The sequence below is a fragment of the Embleya scabrispora genome (genome assembly GCF_002024165.1).
Taxonomy (GTDB): domain Bacteria; phylum Actinomycetota; class Actinomycetes; order Streptomycetales; family Streptomycetaceae; genus Embleya; species Embleya scabrispora_A.
Genome location: NZ_MWQN01000004.1, coordinates 468,854 through 489,377, shown reverse-complemented (window position 1 = coordinate 489,377; position 20,524 = coordinate 468,854). Strand labels below are relative to the sequence as shown.

The 20,524-nt window shown below is 71.6% G+C and carries 19 protein-coding genes; 16 read left to right on the top strand and 3 right to left on the bottom strand.

The annotated features are described in order from the left end of the window. Nucleotides 1–50 precede the first annotated feature (50 nt). From B4N89_RS42680 to B4N89_RS42660, 5 genes are all read left to right on the top strand, one after another. Nucleotides 51–1,427 (top strand): mannitol dehydrogenase family protein, encoded by a 1,377-nt coding sequence (locus B4N89_RS42680; protein WP_078982389.1) that lies wholly within the window; start codon nt 51–53, stop codon nt 1,425–1,427. A gap of 143 nt (nt 1,428–1,570) precedes the next feature. Then, complete coding sequence (locus B4N89_RS42675) at nt 1,571–2,395, top strand: asparagine synthase-related protein (RefSeq protein WP_201261161.1); 825 nt, start codon at nt 1,571–1,573, stop codon at nt 2,393–2,395. 12 nt (nt 2,396–2,407) lie between these two features. Then, nucleotides 2,408–3,097: a nickel pincer cofactor biosynthesis protein LarB gene (larB, locus tag B4N89_RS42670; protein WP_078981998.1), complete on the top strand. Its 690-nt coding sequence runs from the start codon at nt 2,408–2,410 to the stop codon at nt 3,095–3,097. Between the two features lie 83 nt (nt 3,098–3,180). Further along, a complete protein-coding gene (gene uxaC, locus B4N89_RS42665; protein WP_078981997.1) occupies nt 3,181–4,584 on the top strand; it encodes a glucuronate isomerase in 1,404 nt (467 codons plus the stop codon). A 166-nt stretch (nt 4,585–4,750) separates the two neighbouring features. Further along, nucleotides 4,751–6,412, top strand: a complete 1,662-nt coding sequence (locus B4N89_RS42660) for an FAD-binding dehydrogenase (protein WP_078981996.1) — start codon at nt 4,751–4,753, stop codon at nt 6,410–6,412. A 63-nt stretch (nt 6,413–6,475) separates the two neighbouring features. Here the strand turns inward: B4N89_RS42660 and B4N89_RS42655 are convergent, their stop codons facing one another. Both B4N89_RS42655 and B4N89_RS42650 read right to left on the bottom strand, forming a co-directional pair. After that, nucleotides 6,476–7,300 (bottom strand): ABC transporter permease, encoded by an 825-nt coding sequence (locus B4N89_RS42655; RefSeq protein WP_078981995.1) that lies wholly within the window; start codon nt 7,298–7,300, stop codon nt 6,476–6,478. Then, a complete protein-coding gene (locus tag B4N89_RS42650; protein ID WP_078981994.1) occupies nt 7,297–8,247 on the bottom strand; it encodes an ATP-binding cassette domain-containing protein in 951 nt (316 codons plus the stop codon). Before B4N89_RS42650 ends, B4N89_RS42655 begins: the two co-directional genes overlap by 4 nt. A gap of 150 nt (nt 8,248–8,397) precedes the next feature. Here B4N89_RS42650 and B4N89_RS42645 point away from each other — a divergent pair, with 150 nt between their 5' ends. The 9 genes from B4N89_RS42645 (at nt 8,398) to hcaB (ending at nt 15,935) form a co-directional block, all read left to right on the top strand. Beyond that, entirely contained in the window at nt 8,398–9,075 is a 678-nt protein-coding gene (locus B4N89_RS42645) for a PadR family transcriptional regulator (protein WP_078982388.1), read from the top strand. Between the two features lie 90 nt (nt 9,076–9,165). Further along, complete coding sequence (locus B4N89_RS42640; protein ID WP_078981993.1) at nt 9,166–9,990, top strand: IclR family transcriptional regulator; 825 nt, start codon at nt 9,166–9,168, stop codon at nt 9,988–9,990. Nucleotides 9,991–10,000: 10 nt separating this feature from the next. Continuing rightward, complete coding sequence (locus tag B4N89_RS42635; RefSeq protein ID WP_143658291.1) at nt 10,001–10,612, top strand: TetR/AcrR family transcriptional regulator; 612 nt, start codon at nt 10,001–10,003, stop codon at nt 10,610–10,612. 443 nt (nt 10,613–11,055) lie between these two features. Then, nucleotides 11,056–11,904: an alpha/beta fold hydrolase gene (locus B4N89_RS42630; RefSeq protein WP_078981991.1), complete on the top strand. Its 849-nt coding sequence runs from the start codon at nt 11,056–11,058 to the stop codon at nt 11,902–11,904. A gap of 57 nt (nt 11,905–11,961) precedes the next feature. Beyond that, entirely contained in the window at nt 11,962–12,867 is a 906-nt protein-coding gene (locus B4N89_RS42625; protein ID WP_078981990.1) for a VOC family protein, read from the top strand. Between the two features lie 16 nt (nt 12,868–12,883). After that, complete coding sequence (locus tag B4N89_RS42620; RefSeq protein ID WP_078981989.1) at nt 12,884–14,218, top strand: aromatic ring-hydroxylating dioxygenase subunit alpha; 1,335 nt, start codon at nt 12,884–12,886, stop codon at nt 14,216–14,218. After that, nucleotides 14,215–14,766, top strand: a complete 552-nt coding sequence (locus tag B4N89_RS42615; RefSeq protein ID WP_078981988.1) for an aromatic-ring-hydroxylating dioxygenase subunit beta — start codon at nt 14,215–14,217, stop codon at nt 14,764–14,766. Before B4N89_RS42620 ends, B4N89_RS42615 begins: the two co-directional genes overlap by 4 nt. Before the next feature lie 13 nt (nt 14,767–14,779). Beyond that, nucleotides 14,780–15,136, top strand: a complete 357-nt coding sequence (locus B4N89_RS42610; protein ID WP_078981987.1) for a bifunctional 3-phenylpropionate/cinnamic acid dioxygenase ferredoxin subunit — start codon at nt 14,780–14,782, stop codon at nt 15,134–15,136. Beyond that, the gene (gene hcaB, locus B4N89_RS42605; protein WP_078981986.1) at nt 15,123–15,935 is read left to right on the top strand and encodes a 3-(cis-5,6-dihydroxycyclohexa-1,3-dien-1-yl)propanoate dehydrogenase; all 813 of its coding nucleotides are present in this window, start codon (nt 15,123–15,125) and stop codon (nt 15,933–15,935) included. Before B4N89_RS42610 ends, hcaB begins: the two co-directional genes overlap by 14 nt. Before the next feature lie 122 nt (nt 15,936–16,057). Here the strand turns inward: hcaB and B4N89_RS42600 are convergent, their stop codons facing one another. Then, nucleotides 16,058–17,323 (bottom strand): NAD(P)/FAD-dependent oxidoreductase, encoded by a 1,266-nt coding sequence (locus B4N89_RS42600; RefSeq protein ID WP_078981985.1) that lies wholly within the window; start codon nt 17,321–17,323, stop codon nt 16,058–16,060. A gap of 368 nt (nt 17,324–17,691) precedes the next feature. Between B4N89_RS42600 and B4N89_RS42595 the strand changes: the two genes are divergently transcribed. Beyond that, nucleotides 17,692–18,303, top strand: coding sequence for a sigma-70 family RNA polymerase sigma factor (locus B4N89_RS42595; protein ID WP_078981984.1), 612 nt, complete (start codon nt 17,692–17,694; stop codon nt 18,301–18,303). Continuing rightward, nucleotides 18,300–20,498, top strand: coding sequence for a tetratricopeptide repeat protein (locus B4N89_RS42590; protein WP_078981983.1), 2,199 nt, complete (start codon nt 18,300–18,302; stop codon nt 20,496–20,498). Before B4N89_RS42595 ends, B4N89_RS42590 begins: the two co-directional genes overlap by 4 nt. The last annotated feature ends 26 nt before the right edge of the window (nt 20,499–20,524 follow it).

Here is a 20,524-nt window from a genome sequence, read left to right as displayed (position 1 = left end):
CACATGGCAACCGGTTGCCGCGCCGGGTCGGCGGCGGCGAGCATGCCGTCATGCCAAGCCCCCGACCCGTGACCCGGCCGCTGTCCCGCGCGGTCGACGCACGCCCCGCCGCGCCGGTGCGCATGCTGCACCTCGGCCTGGGCGGCTTCTTCCGAGCCCATCAAGCCTGGTACACGGAGCACGCCGGAGACGCCGACCGGTGGGGGATCGCCGCGTTCACCGGGCGCAGCACCACGATCGCCGAGCGGCTGACCGCCCAGGACGGGCTCTACACGTTGGTCACCCGCGGCCCCGACCGCGACCGCCTCGAGGTGGTCGGTTCACTCACCTCGGCGCACCCCGGCGGCGACCACGCCGCATGGCTGGAGCACTGGCGCCGGCCGGAACTCGCGGTGGTCACCCTGACGGTCACCGAGGCGGCGTACGCCCGCGCCCCCGGGGGCGGCCTGGACACCCGCCGCGCCGATGTGAGCGCCGACGTCGCCGCACTGCGCGCCGATCCGACGGCCCCGGTGTCGACGGTCGCCGCACGGCTGCTGGCCGGGCTGGCCGCCAGGCGGCGCGCGGGCGGCGGCCCCGTGGCCGTCGTGCCCTGCGACAACCTGCCGGGCAACGGCGAGGTCACCGCGCGGATGGTCGGCGAACTGGCCGACACGATCGGGCGCCCCGCATGGCGCGAGGCGGCCGCGCACGCCTCGTACGTCGCCACCATGGTCGACCGGATCACCCCGTGGACCACCCCGGACGACGTGGCCGCCGTCCGTGAGGCGACCGGGCGCGCCGACGAGGCCCCCGTCGTCACCGAGCCGTTCACCGAGTGGGTGCTCAGCGGCGAGTTCCCGGCGGGGCGGCCCCGCTGGGAGGACGCGGGGGCCCGCTTCGTCGCCGACGTCACGCCGTACGAGGAACGCAAACTGTCGCTGCTCAACGGCGCCCACTCGTTGTTGGCGTACGCGGCGCCGCTGCGCGGGCACGCCACCGTCGCCGAGGCCGTGGCCGATCCGGTCTGCCGGGTCTGGGTGCGCGAATGGTGGGACGAGGCCTCGGCCCACCTGGACTTCCCGGAAACCGTGCTGACCGCCTACCGGGACGCGCTGACGGACCGCTTCGCGAATCCGCGCATCCGGCACACCCTCGCCAAGATCGCCGAGGACGGGGCGCAGAAGATCCCGGTGCGCGTGCTTCCGACGCTCTACGCCGAGCGGGCGTCCGGCGCGATGCCGCCCGGCGCGGTCCGCGTTCTCGCCGCGTGGATGCTGCACCTGCTCGGAAGCAACGGGATCCCCGTACGCGACGGCGCCGCACCGGTGCTCACCGGATCGCCGGCCGAGGCCGTGCACGCGGTGCTGACCTTCCTCGATCCCGCTCTGGCCGGGGACACCGAACTGGTCGAGGCGCTCACCGCCCGGGCCTGGGAACTCGACTGACCGAAGTCGTCGTCATCGGCGCGGACATGCGCCGCGGACGCGCCGGCCGCGGGCATACGCGGGGCGGACGTGGCCGCGCACACGTCGGTGCGGACCCGACGGCGGAACACCGGCGAACCAACCGCGAACAGGAGAAGCACGTCATGCTCCCGGGACTGTCCGACACCGACGCCGAGGCCGTCGACCGCGTCGGCGCACTGCTGCACACGCCCGGCCGACTCGGCGTGGCCTTCTCCGGGGGAGTGGACTCCTCCGTGCTGTTGGCCCTGGCCGTGCGAGCGCTGGGCGCCGACCGCGTGGTCGCGGTGCTCGGCGTCTCGCCCAGCCTCGCCGCGGACGAGCACACGGCGGCCCTGCGTGTCGCCGCGACGATCGGGGCGCGCGTGGTCGAGGTGGCCACCCGGGAGGGCGACCTGCCGGCGTACCGGGCCAACGGCCCCGACCGGTGCTTCCACTGCAAGGACGAGTTGTTCTCCCGCATTTCCGCCGAGGTGGTCCGGGCGCACGGCCTGACGGCCGTGGCCTACGGGGAGAACGCCGACGACGTGGTGCGTGTGGATCGCCCCGGTGCCGAGGCCGCCGTGCGCCACCGGGTGTCGCGCCCGCTCGCCGACGCGGGGCTGGACAAGGCGGCGGTGCGCCGGATCGCCGCCGCGCTGGGCCTGCCGTGCGCGGACAAGCCGGCCGCGCCCTGTCTGGCCTCGCGGATCCCGCACTTCAGCGAGGTCACACCGGACAAGCTGGGACAGGTCGAGGCGGCGGAACGGGGGCTGCGGGGCTGGGTTTCAGCGACTGCCGGGTCCGTCACCACGGCGACGTCGCCCGGATCGAGGTGCCCGTCGCCGAGATCGGGGCGCTCGCGGGCGAGCTGCGCGAGGCGGCTCTGGCGGTGGTCCGGGCCGCCGGGTTCCGGATGGTCGCCGTCGATCTCGCGGGCCTGCAATCGGGCGCCTTCACACTTTCCCTGATCGGAGTTCGCCATGGCTGACACGACCGAATCGTTCGCACGTCTGGACCACGAGCGGATCGACCGCAGGGGATATCCGGAGGCGATCTTCTGCGAGGGCAAGACCCCGGAGCAGGTGGGCGCGATCGCCGCCGAGCTGCGCGAACACGGCCGGGCGCCGGCCCTGTTCACCCGCGCCGGCCCCGAGCACGCGCGGGCCGTGCTCGCCGAACTGCCCGACGCCCGGCACGAGTCGCAGGCCCGGCTGCTGGTGTGGCCGCCCGTACCGCCCGCTCCGGAGGGAGGTCTCGTGGTCGTGTTGGCGGCGGGCACCTCCGATCTCCCGGTGGCGTTGGAGGCCGAGTTGACCGCCCGCTACCTGGGCCGGCGCTGCGAGCTGGCCGTGGACGTGGGCGTGGCCGGACTCCACCGTGTGATCGGCATGCTCGACCTGCTGCGTTCCGCCCGGGTCGTGGTGGTCGCCGCGGGCATGGACGGCGCGCTGCCCAGCGTGGTGGCGGGGCTGGTCGCCGCGCCCGTCGTCGCGGTGCCGACCTCCGTCGGCTACGGAGCGGCCTTCGGCGGCCTGGCCCCCCTGCTGTCGATGCTCAACGCGTGCAGCCCCGGGGTCGCGGTCGTCAACATCGACAACGGCTTCGGGGCCGGGCACCTCGCCGCGCAGATCGCGGCACCCCTCACGCCCGCGGCCGGCGCCGCGACATAGGGGTCGGCCGGCACGAGTCCCGCCTCGTGGCAACACATGACAACCGATTGCCGCGCGCCGCGGCCGCCGACGACCATTCGGGTATGCCCTCCTCACTCCATCCCGACCGGCTCCTGCCCGTCGACGCACCGGCACGCGCCGTCGCCCGCCGGCTCTACGAAGCCGTCCGCGACCTGCCGATCCTGTCGCCGCACGGTCACGTGGACCCTCGCCTGCTCGTCGACGACCGGCCGTTCAACGATCCGGCGAGCCTGCTGATCTCCACCGATCACTACGTCACGCGCCTGCTCCACGCCTGCGGCGTCCCGCTGGACGAACTCGGCGTGGGACAGGGGCCGTTGCCCGAAGCGCAGGCCCGCCGGGCGTGGCGCGCGATGTGTGGGAACTGGGCCGCCTTCCGGGGCACCCCCGTCCGCTACTGGATGGAGGCGGAACTCGTCGAGATCTTCGGCGTGACCGAGCGCCCCGCCGCGGCCACGGCCGACCGGATCTACGACGCGATCGCCGCGCGGCTGGCCGACCCGGCGTACCACCCTCGGGCGCTGTTCCGCCGCTTCGGCATCGAGGTGCTGGCCACCACCGACGACCCCGCGGACGATCTGGCGGCACACCGGGCACTGGCCGCCGACCCCGAGTGGACGGCGCGAGTCCTGCCCACGTTCCGACCCGACCGCTACCTGGAACCCGGTGCGGATTGGGCGGCGGCCGTGGCGCGCCTGGGCGAGGCCGCGGACATCGACACCTCGGACTACGACGGCTACATCCGGGCGTTGGAGGACCGACGACGCCACTTCATCGCGCACGGCGCCACCTCCGCCGACCACAGCCACCCCGACGTGGGCACCGAACCGCTGACCCCCGGCGAGGCCGCCCGCATCTACCGCGCCGCTCTGCGGGGCACGGCGAGCCGGGCCGAGGGCGTTGCCTTCCGGCGGCACATGCTCCTGGAGATGGCCCGCATGTCCTGCGACGACGGCCTCGTGATGACCCTGCACCCGTCCGTGCGCCGCAACCACCACGAGCCCACCCACCACCGGTACGGCCCCGACACCGGTCATGACATCCCGCTGCGCGCCGAGTTCACCGACGCCCTGCGTCCGCTCCTGCACAGGTACGGAACCGCCGAAGGATTCCACCTGATCCTGTTCACCCTCGACGAGACCGTCTTCACCCGGGAGATCGCCCCGCTGGCCGGCTTCTACCCCTCGGTGTACGCCGGCGCCCCGTGGTGGTTCCTCGACGCCCCCGACGCCATCCGCCGGTTCCGCCGCGCGGTCACCGAGACGGCGGGATTCTCCCGGACGTCCGGCTTCGTCGACGACACCCGAGCCTTCTGCTCGATCCCCGCCCGCCACGACATGTCACGGCGACTGGACTGCGGCTACCTCGGCGAACTGGTCGCCGAACACCGTCTGGACGAGGACGAGGCAATGGAAACGGCCGTGGACCTGGTCACGGTCAACCCCCGAAAGGCATTCAAGCTGTGACCACGGCCCGGACCCGCACCTCCGGCGGGCGTCCGGGCCGACGATCTCGTCGTCGGGTTCGACCGCGTCCGCGACTCCCACCCGGGTGAGGCGGCACGATGATGGCTGCATACCTCCGCGTCCAGGCGCGTTGGGTCCATCCGAGATCTTCCAAGGAGGTTCCGCTGTGATCGACCACGCGGACGTCATCGTCGTCGGTGCCGGCCTGGCCGGCTTGGTGGCCACATACGAACTCACCCGTGCGGGGCGGCGGGTGATCGTGGTGGACCAGGAGAACGAGGCCAATCTGGGTGGTCAGGCGTTCTGGTCGCTGGGCGGGCTGTTCCTGGTGGACAGTCCCGAGCAGCGCCGTATGGGCATCAAGGACTCGCGGGAACTCGCCCTCGCCGACTGGCTCGGCTCGGCGGGCTTCGATCGGGAGCGTGAGGATCGGTGGCCGCGCCGGTGGGCCGAGGCCTACGTCGACTTCGCCGCCGGTGCCAAACGGGCCTACCTGCACGGTCTCGGCCTGCGGCTGACCCCCGCCGTCGGGTGGGCGGAGCGTGGCGGTGGCACCGCGACCGGGCACGGCAACTCCGTACCGCGTTTCCATCTGACCTGGGGCACCGGCCCCGAGGTGGTGCGGGTGTTTCGTGAGCCGGTGCTCGCGGCGGCCGAGCGCGGCCTGGTGGACTTCCGGTTCCGGCACCGGGTCGACGACCTGGTGGTCGAGGACGGCGCGGTCACCGGTGTGCGCGGGACCCTGCTCGCACCCGACGACGCGCCGCGTGGCGTGCGCTCCTCGCGCGAGGCGGCCGGGGAGTTCGAACTGCGCGCCCAGGCCGTCGTGATCACCTCGGGCGGGATCGGCGGCGACCACGAACGGGTCCGCGCGCACTGGCCGGTCGACCGGCTCGGCCCCGCCCCGGCCGAGATGATCACCGGGGTGCCCGCGTACGTCGACGGCCGGATGCTCGACGCCGCCGAACGCGCCGGGGCGTCCCTGGTCAACCGGGACCGCATGTGGCACTACACCGAGGGCATCAAAAACTGGGACCCCGTCTGGCCCGACCACGCGATCCGGATCATCCCCGGCCCGTCCTCGCTGTGGTTCGACGCCACCGGCAAACGCCTGCCCGCCCCGCTGTTCCCCGGCCACGACACCCTCGCCACACTGCGCCACATCGGCGCCACCGGACACCACCACACCTGGTTCGTGCTCACCCGCACCATTGTGGAGAAGGAATTCGCGCTCTCCGGGTCCGAACAGAACCCCGACATCACCGGCAAGGACCTCAAACTCGCCCTCTCCCGGGTCAAGAAGGGCGCGCCGGGTCCGGTACAGGCCTTCCTCGACCACGGCGAGGACTTCGTGGTCCGCCACGACCTGCGCGCCCTCGTCGACGGGATGAACGCGCTCACCCCCGACACCCCGCTCGACTACGCCGACATCGAGCGCGAGGTGCTGGCCCGCGACCGCGAGGCGGCCAACCCGTACGGCAAGGACCTCCAACTGATGTCGATCCGCAACGCCCGCGCCTACCTGCCCGACAAGATCACCCGCGTCGTCAAACCGCACCGCTTCCTCGACCCCGCACACGGCCCCCTGATCGCCGTACGCCTGCACATCCTCACCCGCAAGAGCCTCGGCGGCCTGGAAACCGACCTCGACGCACGGGCGCTGCGCCCGGACGGCGAGGTGATCCCGGGCCTGTACGCGGCCGGCGAGGCAGCCGGCTTCGGCGGCGGGGGCGTCCACGGCTACAACGCCCTGGAGGGCACCTTCCTCGGCGGCTGCATCTTCTCCGGCCGCGCGGCCGGACGCGCGCTGGCGCAACGCCTCGCGTGAGGCTTCGCGCGCCCCGGGCGGACCCGGTGTGGGGGTCCGCCCGGGGCGATCACGGGTTCGTCGTCAGCGGCTCAGGTCCCGGAACCGCCCGACCGCCAGTGGGGAGAACACCGCGATCAACGCCACCGGCCAGGCGACCGCGAGGAGTTCCGCGTGGGTCGCGGCCCAGGAGTCGCCACCCGCGCCCGGGTTGCCGAACAGATCGCGCACAGCGGTGGCCGTCGCGGACATCGGGTTCCACTCCACGATCGCGCCCAGCCACGACGGCATCGACTCGGGCGAGGCGATGGCGTTGGAAAGGAATCCGAGCGGCCAGACCAGGATCTGCACCGCCTGCACCAACTCCGGCCGGCCCGCGACCATCGCCAGGTGGATGCCGACCCACAACATCGCGAACCGCAGCAACAACAGCAGTCCCACCGCGCCCAGGAAGGGAGCGAATCCCTCGTGGGTGCGCCAGCCGATGGCGTATCCGACCGCGATCATCACGATCAGGCCGACGGCCGACTGCAGCATGTCCGCGATGCTTCGCCCGACCAGGACCGCGCCGGAGTTCATGGGCATCGAACGGAACCGGTCGACGACCCCTTTGTCGAGGTCCCGGGTGACCGAGAGCATCGTCGCCTCGAGGCCGAACGCCATGGTCATGGTGAGCATGCCGGGCACCAGGTAGGTCCTGAAGTCCCCGGCGACGCCTCGTCCGCCGCCGATCAGGTAGCCGAACATCAGCAGCATCATGACCGGGAAGACCAGGCCGACGACCACCTGCACGGGTTGGCGCGCCCAGCGGGCCAGTTCGCGCCTGGTCATCGTCCAGGAGTCGATGATCGCCCAGATCGGCTTCGAGCCCGTACCGTACGCCGTGTCCGCACCGGATGTCGCACTCATATGGCGTCCTCCCTCGTCAGGTGCATGAAGACCTCGTCGAGCGTCGGTCGGCGCACCACGATGTCCTCGGCCTCGATGCCGGCCGCCTCCAGCACCCGCATGGTCTCGGTCAGCGCGGCCATCCGGTCCGTGATCGAGGCACCGACCATGCGCCGGTCCTCGTCGACGACCACGTCACCGGGCAGGAGCGAGGCCGCACGCGCCAACTGGGCCGCGTCGCGCAGGACCACGTCGATGCGGTCACCGCCGGTCTCGGACTTCAGCTCGTCCGCCGTGCCCTCCGCGATGACCCTTCCGTGGTCGATCACCGCTATCCGATCGGCCAACTGGTCGGCCTCCTGCAGGTATTGCGTGGTCAGCAGGACGGTGGTGCCGCCGTCCACCAGCGAGCGCACCGCGTTCCACACCTCGGCGCGACCGCGGGGGTCGAGCCCGGTCGTGGGCTCGTCCAGGAAGAGCACCTGCGGCCGGGAGATGAGCGACGCCGCCAGGTCGAGCCGTCGCCGCATGCCGCCGCTGTACTGCCTGACGGCCTTGGTGCCGGTGTCCGCGAGCCCGAACCGGGCCAGGAGTTCGTCGGCCCGGGCGCGGGCTCGGCGGGCGCCGAGATGGTGGAGACGGCCGAACATCTCCAGGTTCTGGCGGCCGCCGAGCTCTTCGTCGACCGCCGCGTTCTGGCCGAGCAGCCCGATGCGTGCGCGCACCTCGTCGGCCCGGGTCCGGACGTCGATTCCCGCCACCTCGACCCGTCCCTCGTCGGGGCGCAGCAGCGTGGACATGATGCGTACGGCCGTGGTCTTGCCGGCGCCGTTCGGGCCGAGGATCCCCTGTACGGTCCCGGCGCGGACGGTGAGATCGAGGCCGTCGAGGGCCTGCTTGTCCCCGTACCTCTTGCGCAGTCCTTCGACGACGATCGCCGGATCGTGCTCGGGCAAGTCAGCCTCCATGAGTCAGTGGTCAAACTTGACTAGAGACGCAAGGTACGACGTTTCGAGCGGCTAGTCAAACTTGATTACATCGCGATGGCGGTCGGCGCCACGTCGCTAGTCAAACTTGTATAGTGATTTCGGTAAAAATTGCCCGGAGAGGAGATGCGCATGTCGGCGATCCGGCTGCTGATTCTTGGCGCGGTCCGCCAGCACGGACGAGCGCACGGCTACCAGGTGCGCAACGACCTGGAGTTCTGGGGGGCCCACGAGTGGTCCAACGCCAAGCCGGGCTCGATCTACCACGCGCTCAAGCAGATGGCGAAGCAGGGACTCCTCGTCGCGCACGACGTCGCCCCGAGCACCGTGGGCGGCCCGCCCCGCGTCGAGTACGAGATCAACGACAAGGGAACCGAGGAGTACTTCACCCTGCTTCGCGAGGCCCTGAGTTCGCACGAGCAGAAGACCGACGTGCTCTCGGCCGGCATCGGCTTCATCGTCGACCTGCCGCGAGCCGAGGCCGTCGCACTCCTCGAGGAGAGGGTCGCGGGGCTCGAGCGGTGGCGGTCCTCGGTCACCGAGTACTACACGCCGAAGGAAGGGCTCGAACAACTGGGGCACATCGGCGAGATCATGAACATGTGGGTGCACTCGGCCGACGCCGGCGCGGAATGGACGCGCGGCCTGATCGAGCGCATCGAAGGCGGTGCGTACACCTTCGCGGGCGAGGGTGAACCGTTCGTGGGCGTACTCGCGGACGACGCGCCGAATCCGTACGCGACACACCCCGAGGCCGAGGACGACATCCACGGCAGTCGCGACGATGCGACACCCCCGCGCCCGGGTTGACCCGTCCGGGGGCTGCGGTTACCGTGACTAGAATCTGGATTCTAGAGTCTTGATTCTAGAGTTTTCGGTGAGCGGAGTCGGGACGTGGACATGGACGAGGACAGGGGCGTGGCCGGCGGGACCGCGGCGGAGATCGGGCTCGGTGGCGGGGACACGTTGGCGCCGTCGGTGTTGTGGAAGGCGTTTCGGGTGTTGGGCGTCTTCAGTCACAGCCGGCGCGTACTGACCCTCGCGCAGATCGTGCGCCGCAGTGGGCTGCCCAAGTCCACCGCCCATCGGGTGTTGGCGATGTTGCTCGAGGTCGGCGCGATCGAGCAGCACAGCGACGGCTACCGGATGGGTCTGCGGATGTTCTCGCTCGGAACCCTGCCCCCGGAGGTGGCGTTGCGCGACGCGGCCCTGGTGCATTTGGAGGAACTGCACCGGGTGACCGGGCAGACGCTGCACCTCGCGATCCTGCGCGACGCGGACGCGGTGTACCTGGAAAAGCTTCGCGGCCGCCGATACGACCGTTCCCCGGCGCTGGTCGGGGGTCGATTGCCGGCCCGGTGTACGGCGATCGGCAAGGCGATGTTGGCGTTCTCCACGGACCGCACGATCGCCGAGGTGTCGGCCGCGCCGCCGGCGCCCCGCACCGCCCGGTCGCTCACCTCGGTGCCGGCCCTGCGCCGGGAACTGGCCGCCGTGCGCGTCGACGGTTACGCCGTCGACCGGGAGGAGGCCGTCGACGGGTTGGCCTGCGTGGCGGTACCGATACTGGTCGCGGGCCGGGCCGTCGCGGCGGTGTCCGTCGCCTTCGCGGCGGCTGCGGGCAGCGGAACCGTCCTGGTGAACCCGCTGCGTCACACGGCCGCCGCGATCTCCCGATCGATTCCGGCCGGCTCGGCCGCCCACCTGATCCCAGCCGCTGGGTAGGGTGTCGCCCATGGACAAGACGAACGCGAACCGGGACCGGATCCTGGACGCGGCAGAGCGTCTGTTCGGCACCCGGGGCTACGCGAACGTCACCGTCGGCCAGGTCTGCCAGGCGTCCGGCTTCCCCGTGGGATCGATCTACCACCACTTCACCAACAAGTACGGCCTGCTGGCGGCGGTGTTCGAGCGTTCCTCCGGATTGTTCTTCGCGTCGCTGCCGGCCGTGGACGACCTGCCCGGCGATCCGCTCGACCGGCTCGGCGCCTTCTACGACGCCGCCGCGCACGTGATCAGTGATCAGATGCCGTTCATGCGACTGATGTTCCTGCTGCAGTTGCAGGAGGACGGAGACGCGACCATCACGCGACTGGTGTCCGAGGCCCGCGACCGGGTCCGCACCGGGTTGATCGCCGTGATCGAGCCGGTCGCGCGCGCGTGCGGCGTCCCCGATCCGCAGGAACTGGCCTTGGAACTGGGCGAGTTGACCATGTCGTTCACCGCCGGCCTGGTGGTGTTCACCGACGCCGGGACCGTCGGCGTGCCCGCCGGGATGCGCCGGTTGCGCCAACTCGTCCTGACCACCATCAGCGAGAGTGCCGGCCGACCGGCCACCACCGCGTAGAGCACCGCCGGGTCGTCGACTTCCCACCGACACCGGCGACGGATACACCACCGGGGTGGCCGGCGAGCCCGGCCCGCCGGGATGCCGGACGCCGGCGCCACCGCCGAGGTGAGCAGCCCCGCCCCATCGGCCGCACCGCGCCACCGCCCGGCGCAGCGAAGAACGATTCGTTCCGCCGGTCGAAAGGGCCGAACCCGGCCCGGCCCAACTCGCCACGGTCGAACGCGGATTCCCGTCGACGATACGCCCGCGCCGCAGGCGCGCGTCCCGGCCACCGGAACGATCCGGCCGCGATTCGGATCGCGCGACCGAGACTCACAGGACGTGGATGCGATCACCCGATCGCCGCGCCCGCACCGGAGAACCGGGCTCGTGCGCCGCGCGCCGGGACGTCCACGCGACACACGATCTCGAGGCGACTCACTCGAACGGGAGCCGAACACATGAGCGATACGGTCGTCACCTCCGATGTGAGGGTGGGGGAGTACACCCTCCGAGTCCACCGCGCCGGCCGAGGCAACGCGGAGACCATCCTCTTCCTGCACGGCTCGGGTCCCGGCGCGACCGGCATGTCCAACTTCGCCGGCACCGTCGCGGCGTTGTCCGACACCTACGACTGCCTGGTCGTGGACCAGGTCGGGTGGGGCGACTCCAGCCACCCCGAGCACACCCCGCCCGGCTCCCGCCTTCGCCAGAACGTGGCGGCCTGCCTGGGCCTGCTCGACGAACTGGGCCTGGAACGGGTCCACCTCGTCGGCAACTCGCTGGGCGGCGCCCTCGCGCTGCACCTGCTGGTCCGCGCTCCGCAGCGATTCGGCAGGGCCGTGCTGATGGGTGCCGCCGGCGCGGGCACCGCCACCACGCCGTCGCCCGCGATGATGCGGCTGATCACCTTCTACGACGACCCCACCGCACGGTCGATGGCCGAGTTGATCTCGTTCATGCTGTACGACCCCACGTTGTTCGGGGACCGGCTCGGCGCCATCGCCGAGGAGCGTCTGGCGATGGCCGTCCGTCCGGAGGTGGAGCGCTCGCATCGACAGACGTTCACCATGGCACCCGGCGCCGGTCCGGGGCTGCCCGAGATCGCGCTGAAGCGGATCACCAACGAGGTGCTGTTGGTGCACGGCCGCGAGGACGTCGTCGTCCCGCCCGAGGGCAGCGAGTGGTTCGCCCGCCGCATCCCCCGTGCCCGCCTGTACCTGCTGCCGCACTGCGGCCACTGGGCGCAGATCGAACAGGCCGAACGATTCCAGGCGATGACCCGAGCGTTCCTCGCCGACGCCGTCTAGGGCGTGTCCGGTCCGAACCGGACGCCCGTCCACCGAACAAGGGAGCAGGACCAGACCATGAGCATCGTGAGCGCCCTGGGCTACGTCGTCGTACGCGGCCCTCTGGAGGCGTGGCGGCACTTCGGGCCCGAGATCCTCGGATTGCAGGCCGCCCGCTCGGCCGACCCGGACACCCTCCTGTTCAAGACCGACAGCCGTTCCTGGCGGCTGGCGATCGAGGCCGGCGAGCCCGCCGGCCCGCAGTCGCTCGTCGCCCTCGGCCTGGAAGTCCGGTCGGCCGACCGGCTGGAAGCCCTCGCCGACACGCTGCGCTCGCGCGGGATCGAGGTGCACGAGGACCCGGGGTTGGCCGAACGCCGCCGCGTCCGCGCCCTGATCGTGTTCCGCGACACGACCGGCAACACCATCGAGGCGTACTGGGGCCCGACCGTCGACACGTCCGGCTTCACCTCACCGCGCGGCGTCACCTTCGTCGCCGGCGAAACCGAGGCCGGCGAGATCGGCATCGGCCACACCTTCCTGCTGGCCGAAGACGCCGCCGGGGCCGCCGCCTTCTACACCGACCACCTCGGCTTCCGGCTCTCCGACACGATCGCGTTCGGCCCGCGGTCCGCACACTTCCTGCACTGCAACCCCCGCCACCACTCGATCGCCTTCGCCGCGCTCCCGGGCGCACCCGTTTCGGGCCTGGGCCACCTGATGCTCGAAGTCACCACCCTGGAAGCCGTCGGCCGCGCCCTGGACGCGGTCCAGGAAAGGGAGTTGCCCATCCCGCTGTCCATCGGCGAACACAGCAACGACCGGATGACCTCCTTCTACGTCCGCACCCCCTCCGGCTTCGACATCGAATACGGCTACAACGGCCGGGTCATCGACGACCGGGACTGGACCGTCGGCCACTACGAGTCGCCCAGCAACTGGGGGCACCGCTTCACCGTCGTGCCCGGCCCCGCGACCGACTGAACCGAGAAAGAGCCTCATGTTCGACGTCTCCGAGCTGGTCCAGCCCGACCAAGGGCTGATCAACCCCAGCATCTACACCGACCCCGAGATCTACCAGGCCGAACTGGAACGGGTCTTCGCCCGCAGTTGGCTCTTCCTCGCGCACGACACCCAACTCCCCAAGCCGGGCAGCTTCGTGCAGACCTACATGGCCGAGGACCCGGTCCTGGTGGTCCGCCAACGCGACGGCTCCGTCAAGGCGTTCCTGAACCAGTGCCGGCATCGGGGCATGCGCATCTGCCGCGCCGACGAGGGCGTCGCCCGCGCCTTCACCTGCACCTACCACGGCTGGGGCTACAACCTGGCCGGCGAACTGGTCAACGTACCGATGCAGGACCGCGCCTACCACGACGACATCGACAAGGCCAAGTGGGGCCCGACGCGGGTGCCGCGCCTGCACAACCACAAGGGCTTCATCTTCGGCACCTGGGACGAGAGCGCACCCTCCTTCGAGGACTACCTCGGCGACATGGTCTGGTACTTCGACGCCCTCGCCGACCGCTACGACGCGGGCCTGACCCTGGTACCCGGCGCCACGAAATGGGTCATCGACTGCAACTGGAAGTTCGCCGCCGAGCAGTTCGCGAGCGACATGTACCACGTGCCGTCCTCGCACGCCTCCGCACTGGTGGCCCTGATCGAAGACCCCGCCATCCTCGCCGAGTTCCAGGCACAGAGCGCCGCCGCACCGGGCCGCCAGTACGCCGGCAACGGCCACGGGTCGGGTTTCGCGCTGCGCCCCGACCTGGTACCCACCCAGGCCGGACCCGACTTCGACGCCTGGGTCGTGGCCAACCGCGAACAGATCTACCGCCGCATCGGCGAACAGCGCGCGCTCGCCGTCAACGGACACAACACCGTCTTCCCCAACTTCTCCTGGCTGACCATCAACAACACCATGCGCGTCTGGCACCCGCGCGGCCCCGGCCAAATCGAGGTGTGGTCCTGGACCTACCTGCCCAAGGACGCCGACGAGCGGGCCAAACAGGCGGTCCGCACCAGCACCATCCGCACCTTCAGCGCCGCCGGCGTCTTCGAGACCGACGACGGCGAGAACTGGACCGAGATCCAGCAGGTGCTGCGCGGCCACCAGGCCCGCAAGACCACCTTCAACGCGCGGATGGGCCTGGGCCACGAACGGCACGGCACCGACGGCATGCCCGGCGGGGTCACCGACGACATGTACACCGAGATGGCCGCCCGCGGCATGTACCGGCGCTGGGCCGACCTGATGTCCGGACTGAGCTGGCCGGAAATCACCGACCGAGACGAGGCCCGACAGCAGGGGGAACAGGAGGCACACCGCGCATGAGCAACTTCGCTGCCCCACCACCACAACGACGCACCGACGTCGACCTCGCGACCCGCTACGACATCGAGCGCTTCCTCTACCTGGAGGCCGAACTCCTGGACGACCAAAAGTTCGAGGACTGGCTGGAACTCTTCGACGACGACATCCACTACTGGCTGCCGACCCGGACCACCCGAACCGTCCGCGAACGCGACCTGGAAATCGCCGGCCCGGACGGCGCGGCCTTCATCGACGACGACAAGGCCTTCCTGGCCGGCCGCGTACGCCGATTGGCCTCCGGCCGCTCGTGGTCCGAGGAACCCCCCTCGAGAACCCGCCGGCTGATCACCAACATCCGACCGATCCGGCTGGAATCCGGCGAGTTCGAGGTCCGGGTCAACTTCCACGTCCTGCGCAGTCGAGCGGAACGCCACCACGACACCTTCTTCGGCGAACGCACCGACCTGCTGCGCCGCATCCCGCAGGAGCCGGGATTCCACATCGCCCGACGCCGGATCGTGCTGGACACCACCACGCTTCTGGCCCCGAGCATCAGCATCTTCCTGTGAGCGGACTCTTCCTATGAGCGAATACAACCGGGAGCCGTGGATCCGAGCCGGTCGGGTCGACGAGTTCCCCGAGGACCAGGCCGTGCGGCTGGACACCACCCCACCGGTGTCGGTGTTCCGCTCCGGGGGCGAGCTGTTCTGCGTCGACGACACCTGCACCCACGAGGACTTCTCCCTCGCGGACGGCTGGGTGGAGGACGGCGCGGTGGAATGTCCGCTGCACCTGGCGAAGTTCTGCCTGCGCACCGGTGCGGCGCTCGCCGCACCGGCGTTTCGGCCGCTGGCCACACACGAGGTACGGGTCGACGGCACGGACGTGTACGTGCGCATCGGCCGGGACCCGGAAGGGGCCGGCCGTGGGGTGGCTTGAGGGTTCGTCGGTCCTGGTCACCGGCGGCGGGTCCGGTGTCGGTCGGGCCGTCGTCGTACGCTTCGTCGCCGAGGGCGCGCGGGTGGTCGTGCTGGATCGGTCCGCCGAACGACTGGCCGAACTCGCCGCCGAATGGGGCGATTCGGTCCGTACCGTGGTCGGCGACGTGACCCGCTACGAGGATCACGTGCGCGCGTGTGCGTGCGCCGAGGAGGCGTTCGGCGGCTTGGACACCTTCGTCGGCAACGCCGGACTGTGGGACTTCGCCCGGTCGTTGACCGACACGCCCGCCGAGATCCTGGCGGCCGGCTTCGACGAATTGTTCGCGGTCAACGTCAAGGGCTATCTCTTGGGCGCCAAAGCCGCGGTACCGCTGCTGCGCAGGTCACGCGGCAGCATCGTGCTCACTCTGTCCAACGCCTCGTTCTACCCGGGCCCCGGGGGTGGCCCGGTGTACACGGCGGCCAAGCACGCGGGGCTGGGCCTGGTCCGGCAGCTTGCCTACGAACTCGCTCCGGACATCCGGGTGAACGCGGTCGCCCCCGGCCCGATGGCGACCGGTCTGAGCGGGCCGAAGGCGATGGGATTGGCGGATACCACGATCGCGCGGGAGGTGCCCATCGACCGCATCGTGACCGAGCGGTCCGCGCTCGGCGTGGCGGTGCGCGCCGAGGACGGCGTCGGAGCGTACGTGCTGCTCGCCGCGCGGGAGTCGGCGACCACGACGGGAGCCGTGATCGACATCAGCACGACCGGTATCCCGCGCCGGCACACCTCTTCCGCGGCGCCGGCCGGGTGACCCGTCGCGGGTGACTCCCGAACGCGTCGACCGGCGTGCCGAAGCGGCACGCCGGTCGACGCGTCGTGTGTGCCGTCAGGCGGTTCGCGACGCGGGCGAGCCGCGGGTCCGTGGGGCGCCGGTCACGATGCCTTCGCGGCGGGTTGGGCCAGTGCCCGCAGGTCGGTGGCGGGGGAGGCCAGCGCGGCGGCGGCCACCGGCACACGACGCTCGATGAGCGCGCGTGCCGCGCGCAGTTCGCGAGGACGGTCCAGGCCGGCGGCGGCGACCAGGACGCCCGCGCGGGTCCAGAAGCCGAGGAAGCCGCCGGCCGGATCCGTCGGGTCCACCGGGTCCGCGGCCTCGGCGCGCAGGACGAACTCGTCGCCGGCGGCGGCGCGTCCGTACATCTGTAGGGTCCGGCCGTACTGCTCGGAGTAGAAGTAGGGCAGCGCGGTGTGGCTCTCCGGGACACCCGCGAGCACGGCGCCGGCGACCGCGCCCTGCCGAACGGCGTTGTCCCAGTGCTCGATCCGGCCACGGGCCGGCAGGTGCGGATGCGACTGGTTCGTGGCGTCGCCCGCGGCGAGAATCCACGGCACGCTGGTGTGGCAGTGCCGATCGACGACGATGCCGTCCTCGCACAACACCCCGGCGGCTTCGGCAAGTGCGGTGTCGGGTCGCACCCCGATGCCGACCACGACCGTCGCGGCGGGCAGCACCTGCCCGCCGGTCAGGCGGACCCCGGTGACGTGGGTTCGGCCGATGAACGCGCTCACCGACGCCCCGGTCCGCAGCCGTACCCCGGCCCGCTCGTGCAGCGTGGTCACCCGGGCGGCCAACTCCGGACCGAGCGGGCCCGCCAGCGGCCGGGCGCCCGTCTCGACCACGGTGACGTCCAGGCCGACCCCGCGCGCGACCGCCGCGACCTCCAGGCCGATGAAGCCGCCGCCCACCACGACCACCGGCCCGCCCGCGCGCAACCGGGCAGCGAGCGCCCGGGCGTCGCGCACGTCCCGCAGGGTCACTACGCCGGGCAGTTCCGCGCCGGGCACCGGCAGGGTGCGCGGCAACACGCCGGTGGCCAGCAGAACCCGATCGGCGTACAGCGTCCGCCCGTCGTCGAGTTCGACGGCGCGCCGGTCGGGGTCCAAGGCCAGGACGCGGGTGGCCGACAGCAGGGTGATGCGTTGCTCGGCGTACGCCTGCCGGGGCAGGATCGCATGCAGGAAGGCGTGTTCGCCGCCCGCCAACGCCTTCGACAACGGCGGTCGCTCATAAGGGAGTTCGCCCCCCGCCTCGACGACCGTGACGTTCCCGGCGAAGCCGTGCCGGCGCAGTGCGACAGCGGCGGAGATGCCGGCCGCGCTCCCTCCGACGATGACATGGTGATGCGTCTCGTCGCCCATGTGTGCCTCCGGTTTCCCCGTCCCCCATGGGACGGAAGGCCGCAAGGCTACGAACGGATCCCGACCCACACGGCGAACCGTCCCGACGACCGGAACACGTCCGTCCACGACCGGGGCCAAACCGGCCGAGGATCGATCGGCCACACCTGCGAGTCGACCACCGCACAGTGTGTGATCAGGATGTTTAACGTATCGGGCCGTCCGGCGCTCTTATGGTCGATCGATGAAATCGGCGACGTGAGGGGGTGACCGAGTGGATCCGGGTGACGGTGGTCCCGTTTCGGTGGCCGGCGACGCTCTGCTCTCGGCGGCGGTGGTCGCGGAACAGGGTCGTGCGCCGGGGGGTTCGGTGCGAGCGCGGGGCCGGGATGGGCGGCTGCTCGGGGAGGGACCGGGTGTGCGATGAGCGGGAAGATCTCGTTGCGGACAAGGCCGGTGCGGCTCGGGAACTGCGCTGTCCGGGCGGCTTCGACGACTTCTTCCGCACCGAATACCGGCGGCTCGTGCAGGCGTTGATGCTCATGGAGGGGGCCTGTCGAGCCGATGCGGAGGAGTGGGTCGCGCACGCGATGGCAAAGCTCTTCGAACGCTGGAACCTCCCGGAGTCGGACCCCGACTACGTGCGTCATCCGCGGGCCTACGCGATGAAGACGGCGAAGAACCGGTGCAAGAACGAGCGGCGCCGCGCGCAGACCATCCCGCTGGACGACGTCGAGCCGGTGTCGCAGGCCGACGAATCGGCGTTGACGGCCTTGGAGGACCGGCAGTTCGTCTCGAACGTCCTCGAAGGTCTGTCCCCGGCGCAGCGGCAGGTGATGCACTTGATCGCCGAGGGCTATCCGCCGACGGAGATCGCCGAGATCCTTCGCAAAACGCCCAACAACGTCCGGCAGATCGCCCATCAGAGCAGGAAGCTGCTGCGCCTGCGATGGGAGACCCCGACAACCGGTTCGCCCAAGGGAGAGGAGGAAGAGCAGTGACCCGCGATGACGAGCACAGCGTGGCCGAGTTCCTGCGGGAACGGCTGAACTCCATCGGTGACATCGTCGAGGAGCACATCACCGACGAGGGCTTGGAGGCCCGGCTGCGGCGACTCAAGGACAGGGCCGGGAAGCGTGATCCCGGGGGGCCGGCCGGATTCCACGGTCGCCACGCGCTGGTCGAGGACTTGCTGGCGTGGACGCGCGGATTCCGGCAGCGGCCCACGGTGCTGACCGGACCCGGCGGTGCGGGCAAGACGTCCGTGGCCGAGGCCCTGGCCGAGCGCGTCCGGGCCCGGGGGGATCGGGCGTGGTGGATCTCGGCCGTCGATCCGGTCACGATGTCGCGCGATCTGACGGTGGTGGCACGGCGGTTGGGCGGAGCTCCGCACGACCTGCGGGCGATCGCCCGGGGCGCGGCGGATGCCGCCGATCGCTTCTGGCGGCTGCTCGACGACGCAACTCCCGGGTGGCTGGTCGTGTTCGACGAGGCCGACGACCCCCGAGCGTTGGCCGTCGGAAACTCGCCCGCCGGCATCCAGGACGCGTCGGGCTGGGTGCGTTCGTCTTCGCACGGTGCGGCGCTGGTCACCACCCGGGAGAGCGATCCGCGGATGTGGCGGGCGGCCCGCCTGGTGACCGTCGGCGGGCTGGAGGAGAGTGACGCCGCCCGGATACTGCGCGAACTGGCACCGGCGGCGGGCGACGAGGAGCAGGCGCGGGCGTTGGCACGCCGCCTGGAGGGGCACCCGCTGAGGCTGCATCTGGCGGGACGTCACCTGCGTTCGCAGGCCGCCCGAGGGGGCACGTTCGCCGCCTACGCGCAAACGCTCGGTGGAGCGGCCGATCCCCACCCGGACGGACGTCCTGCCGCAGTGTCCACCGGAGTACCGACGGCCCGGGTCCTGGAACTCTCCCTGTCCGGACTGGCGCAGCGGGGAATCCCCCAGGCGCGGCCGGTGCTGCACCTGGCCGGCTGCTATGCCTCCACCACGATCCCGGCCGGCCTGCTCGACACCGACCTCCTGGACGGTCTGTTCGCCGCCCAGGGCGACGCCGCCCCCGGGAGCCGGCGCCTGGACGAAGCGCTGCGCGGGCTGCGGGAGGTCGGCCTGATCCGGGGCGGCTCCGAGGGTGATATCGCCGTGCATCCCGTGATCGCCGCGGCCGGCCGGGGCGGCCTGGACGGGCCGGACCCGTACTCGGAGCGGATCCGGCACACCGCGATCGCCCTTCTCGCCGCCGATGTGGACCGCCTGCCCTACGACCGGCCGGCGGCCTGGCCGGAACACCTGCGGCTCGGCCCCCACCTGCTGAGTCTGCTGGAGACCACGGCCGGACGGGTGGACCGAGCACACCTCGTCCGGCTCATGGAGACCACGGCCCGGATGGCCAAGGCCTTCAACCGCAGCGGCGCCGGCCGGCCGGGGAGTGTCCTGTGCGAGCGCGCACTGGCCCACGGCGCCACCCTGGGCGACGCGCATCCCGCGGTGCTGCGGGTACGGCACCAGTTGGCCTGGGCGATCGCGGACCGGGGCGACCTGGCCGAGGCGGAAGTCCTGTACCGGGACGTGCTCCGCATCCGACTGCGGGAGTTCGGTGCCGAGCACCCGGATGTTTTCGACAGCCGCCACGAACTGGCCTGGATCGCCGGCTGCCGGGAGGCATGGGCCGAGGCGGAGGAGGGGTATCGGCTCGTCCTCCGCGACGGCGTCCGCGTCCTGGACCGGGACGATCCCCGCGTCCTCACCACACGGCACGAGCTCGCCTGGGCGATCGCCAACCAGGACGACCGGCTCGGCGAGGCCCGCGAAGCCTTCGGGGCCGTCCTCGCGGACCGTCTGCGGGTGCTCGGTCCCGAACACCCGCAGACCATGGCCACGCGTCACGAACTCGCCTGGATCGTCGCCCGGCAGGGCGAGTGGGAGGCGGCCGAGGCCCGCTACCGCGAACTCCTCGACCTGCGCGTGCGGATCCTCGGTGAGGACGATCCCGGCACGATGCTCACCCGCCACGAGCTCGCCTGGATCGCGGCCCGCCGGGGCCGCGCGGCGGAGGCGGAGGCCGGCTACGAGGACGTTCTGGACCGCCGCCGCCGGGTCCTGGGCGAGGACCACCCCCAGACGCGGGCGACCCGGGAGGCACTGGACGAACTCCGGCACGGCCGGATCGTCGACGCCCGCCACCTTGCCTGACGGCCGGCGGCCGACCCGTTGATCTG

Coding starts and splice junctions, on each gene's coding strand:
- B4N89_RS42680 (WP_078982389.1), top strand. CDS start 51: ATGCCAAGCCCCCGACCCGTGACCCGGCCGCTGTCCCGCGCGGTCGAC.
- B4N89_RS42675 (WP_201261161.1), top strand. CDS start 1,571: ATGCTCCCGGGACTGTCCGACACCGACGCCGAGGCCGTCGACCGCGTC.
- larB (WP_078981998.1), top strand. CDS start 2,408: ATGGCTGACACGACCGAATCGTTCGCACGTCTGGACCACGAGCGGATC.
- uxaC (WP_078981997.1), top strand. CDS start 3,181: ATGCCCTCCTCACTCCATCCCGACCGGCTCCTGCCCGTCGACGCACCG.
- B4N89_RS42655 (WP_078981995.1), bottom strand. CDS start 7,300: ATGAGTGCGACATCCGGTGCGGACACGGCGTACGGTACGGGCTCGAAG.
- B4N89_RS42650 (WP_078981994.1), bottom strand. CDS start 8,247: ATGGAGGCTGACTTGCCCGAGCACGATCCGGCGATCGTCGTCGAAGGA.
- B4N89_RS42645 (WP_078982388.1), top strand. CDS start 8,398: ATGTCGGCGATCCGGCTGCTGATTCTTGGCGCGGTCCGCCAGCACGGA.
- B4N89_RS42640 (WP_078981993.1), top strand. CDS start 9,166: ATGGACGAGGACAGGGGCGTGGCCGGCGGGACCGCGGCGGAGATCGGG.
- B4N89_RS42635 (WP_143658291.1), top strand. CDS start 10,001: ATGGACAAGACGAACGCGAACCGGGACCGGATCCTGGACGCGGCAGAG.
- B4N89_RS42630 (WP_078981991.1), top strand. CDS start 11,056: ATGAGCGATACGGTCGTCACCTCCGATGTGAGGGTGGGGGAGTACACC.
- B4N89_RS42625 (WP_078981990.1), top strand. CDS start 11,962: ATGAGCATCGTGAGCGCCCTGGGCTACGTCGTCGTACGCGGCCCTCTG.
- B4N89_RS42620 (WP_078981989.1), top strand. CDS start 12,884: ATGTTCGACGTCTCCGAGCTGGTCCAGCCCGACCAAGGGCTGATCAAC.
- B4N89_RS42615 (WP_078981988.1), top strand. CDS start 14,215: ATGAGCAACTTCGCTGCCCCACCACCACAACGACGCACCGACGTCGAC.
- B4N89_RS42610 (WP_078981987.1), top strand. CDS start 14,780: ATGAGCGAATACAACCGGGAGCCGTGGATCCGAGCCGGTCGGGTCGAC.
- B4N89_RS42600 (WP_078981985.1), bottom strand. CDS start 17,323: ATGGGCGACGAGACGCATCACCATGTCATCGTCGGAGGGAGCGCGGCC.
- B4N89_RS42595 (WP_078981984.1), top strand. CDS start 17,692: ATGGGCGGCTGCTCGGGGAGGGACCGGGTGTGCGATGAGCGGGAAGAT.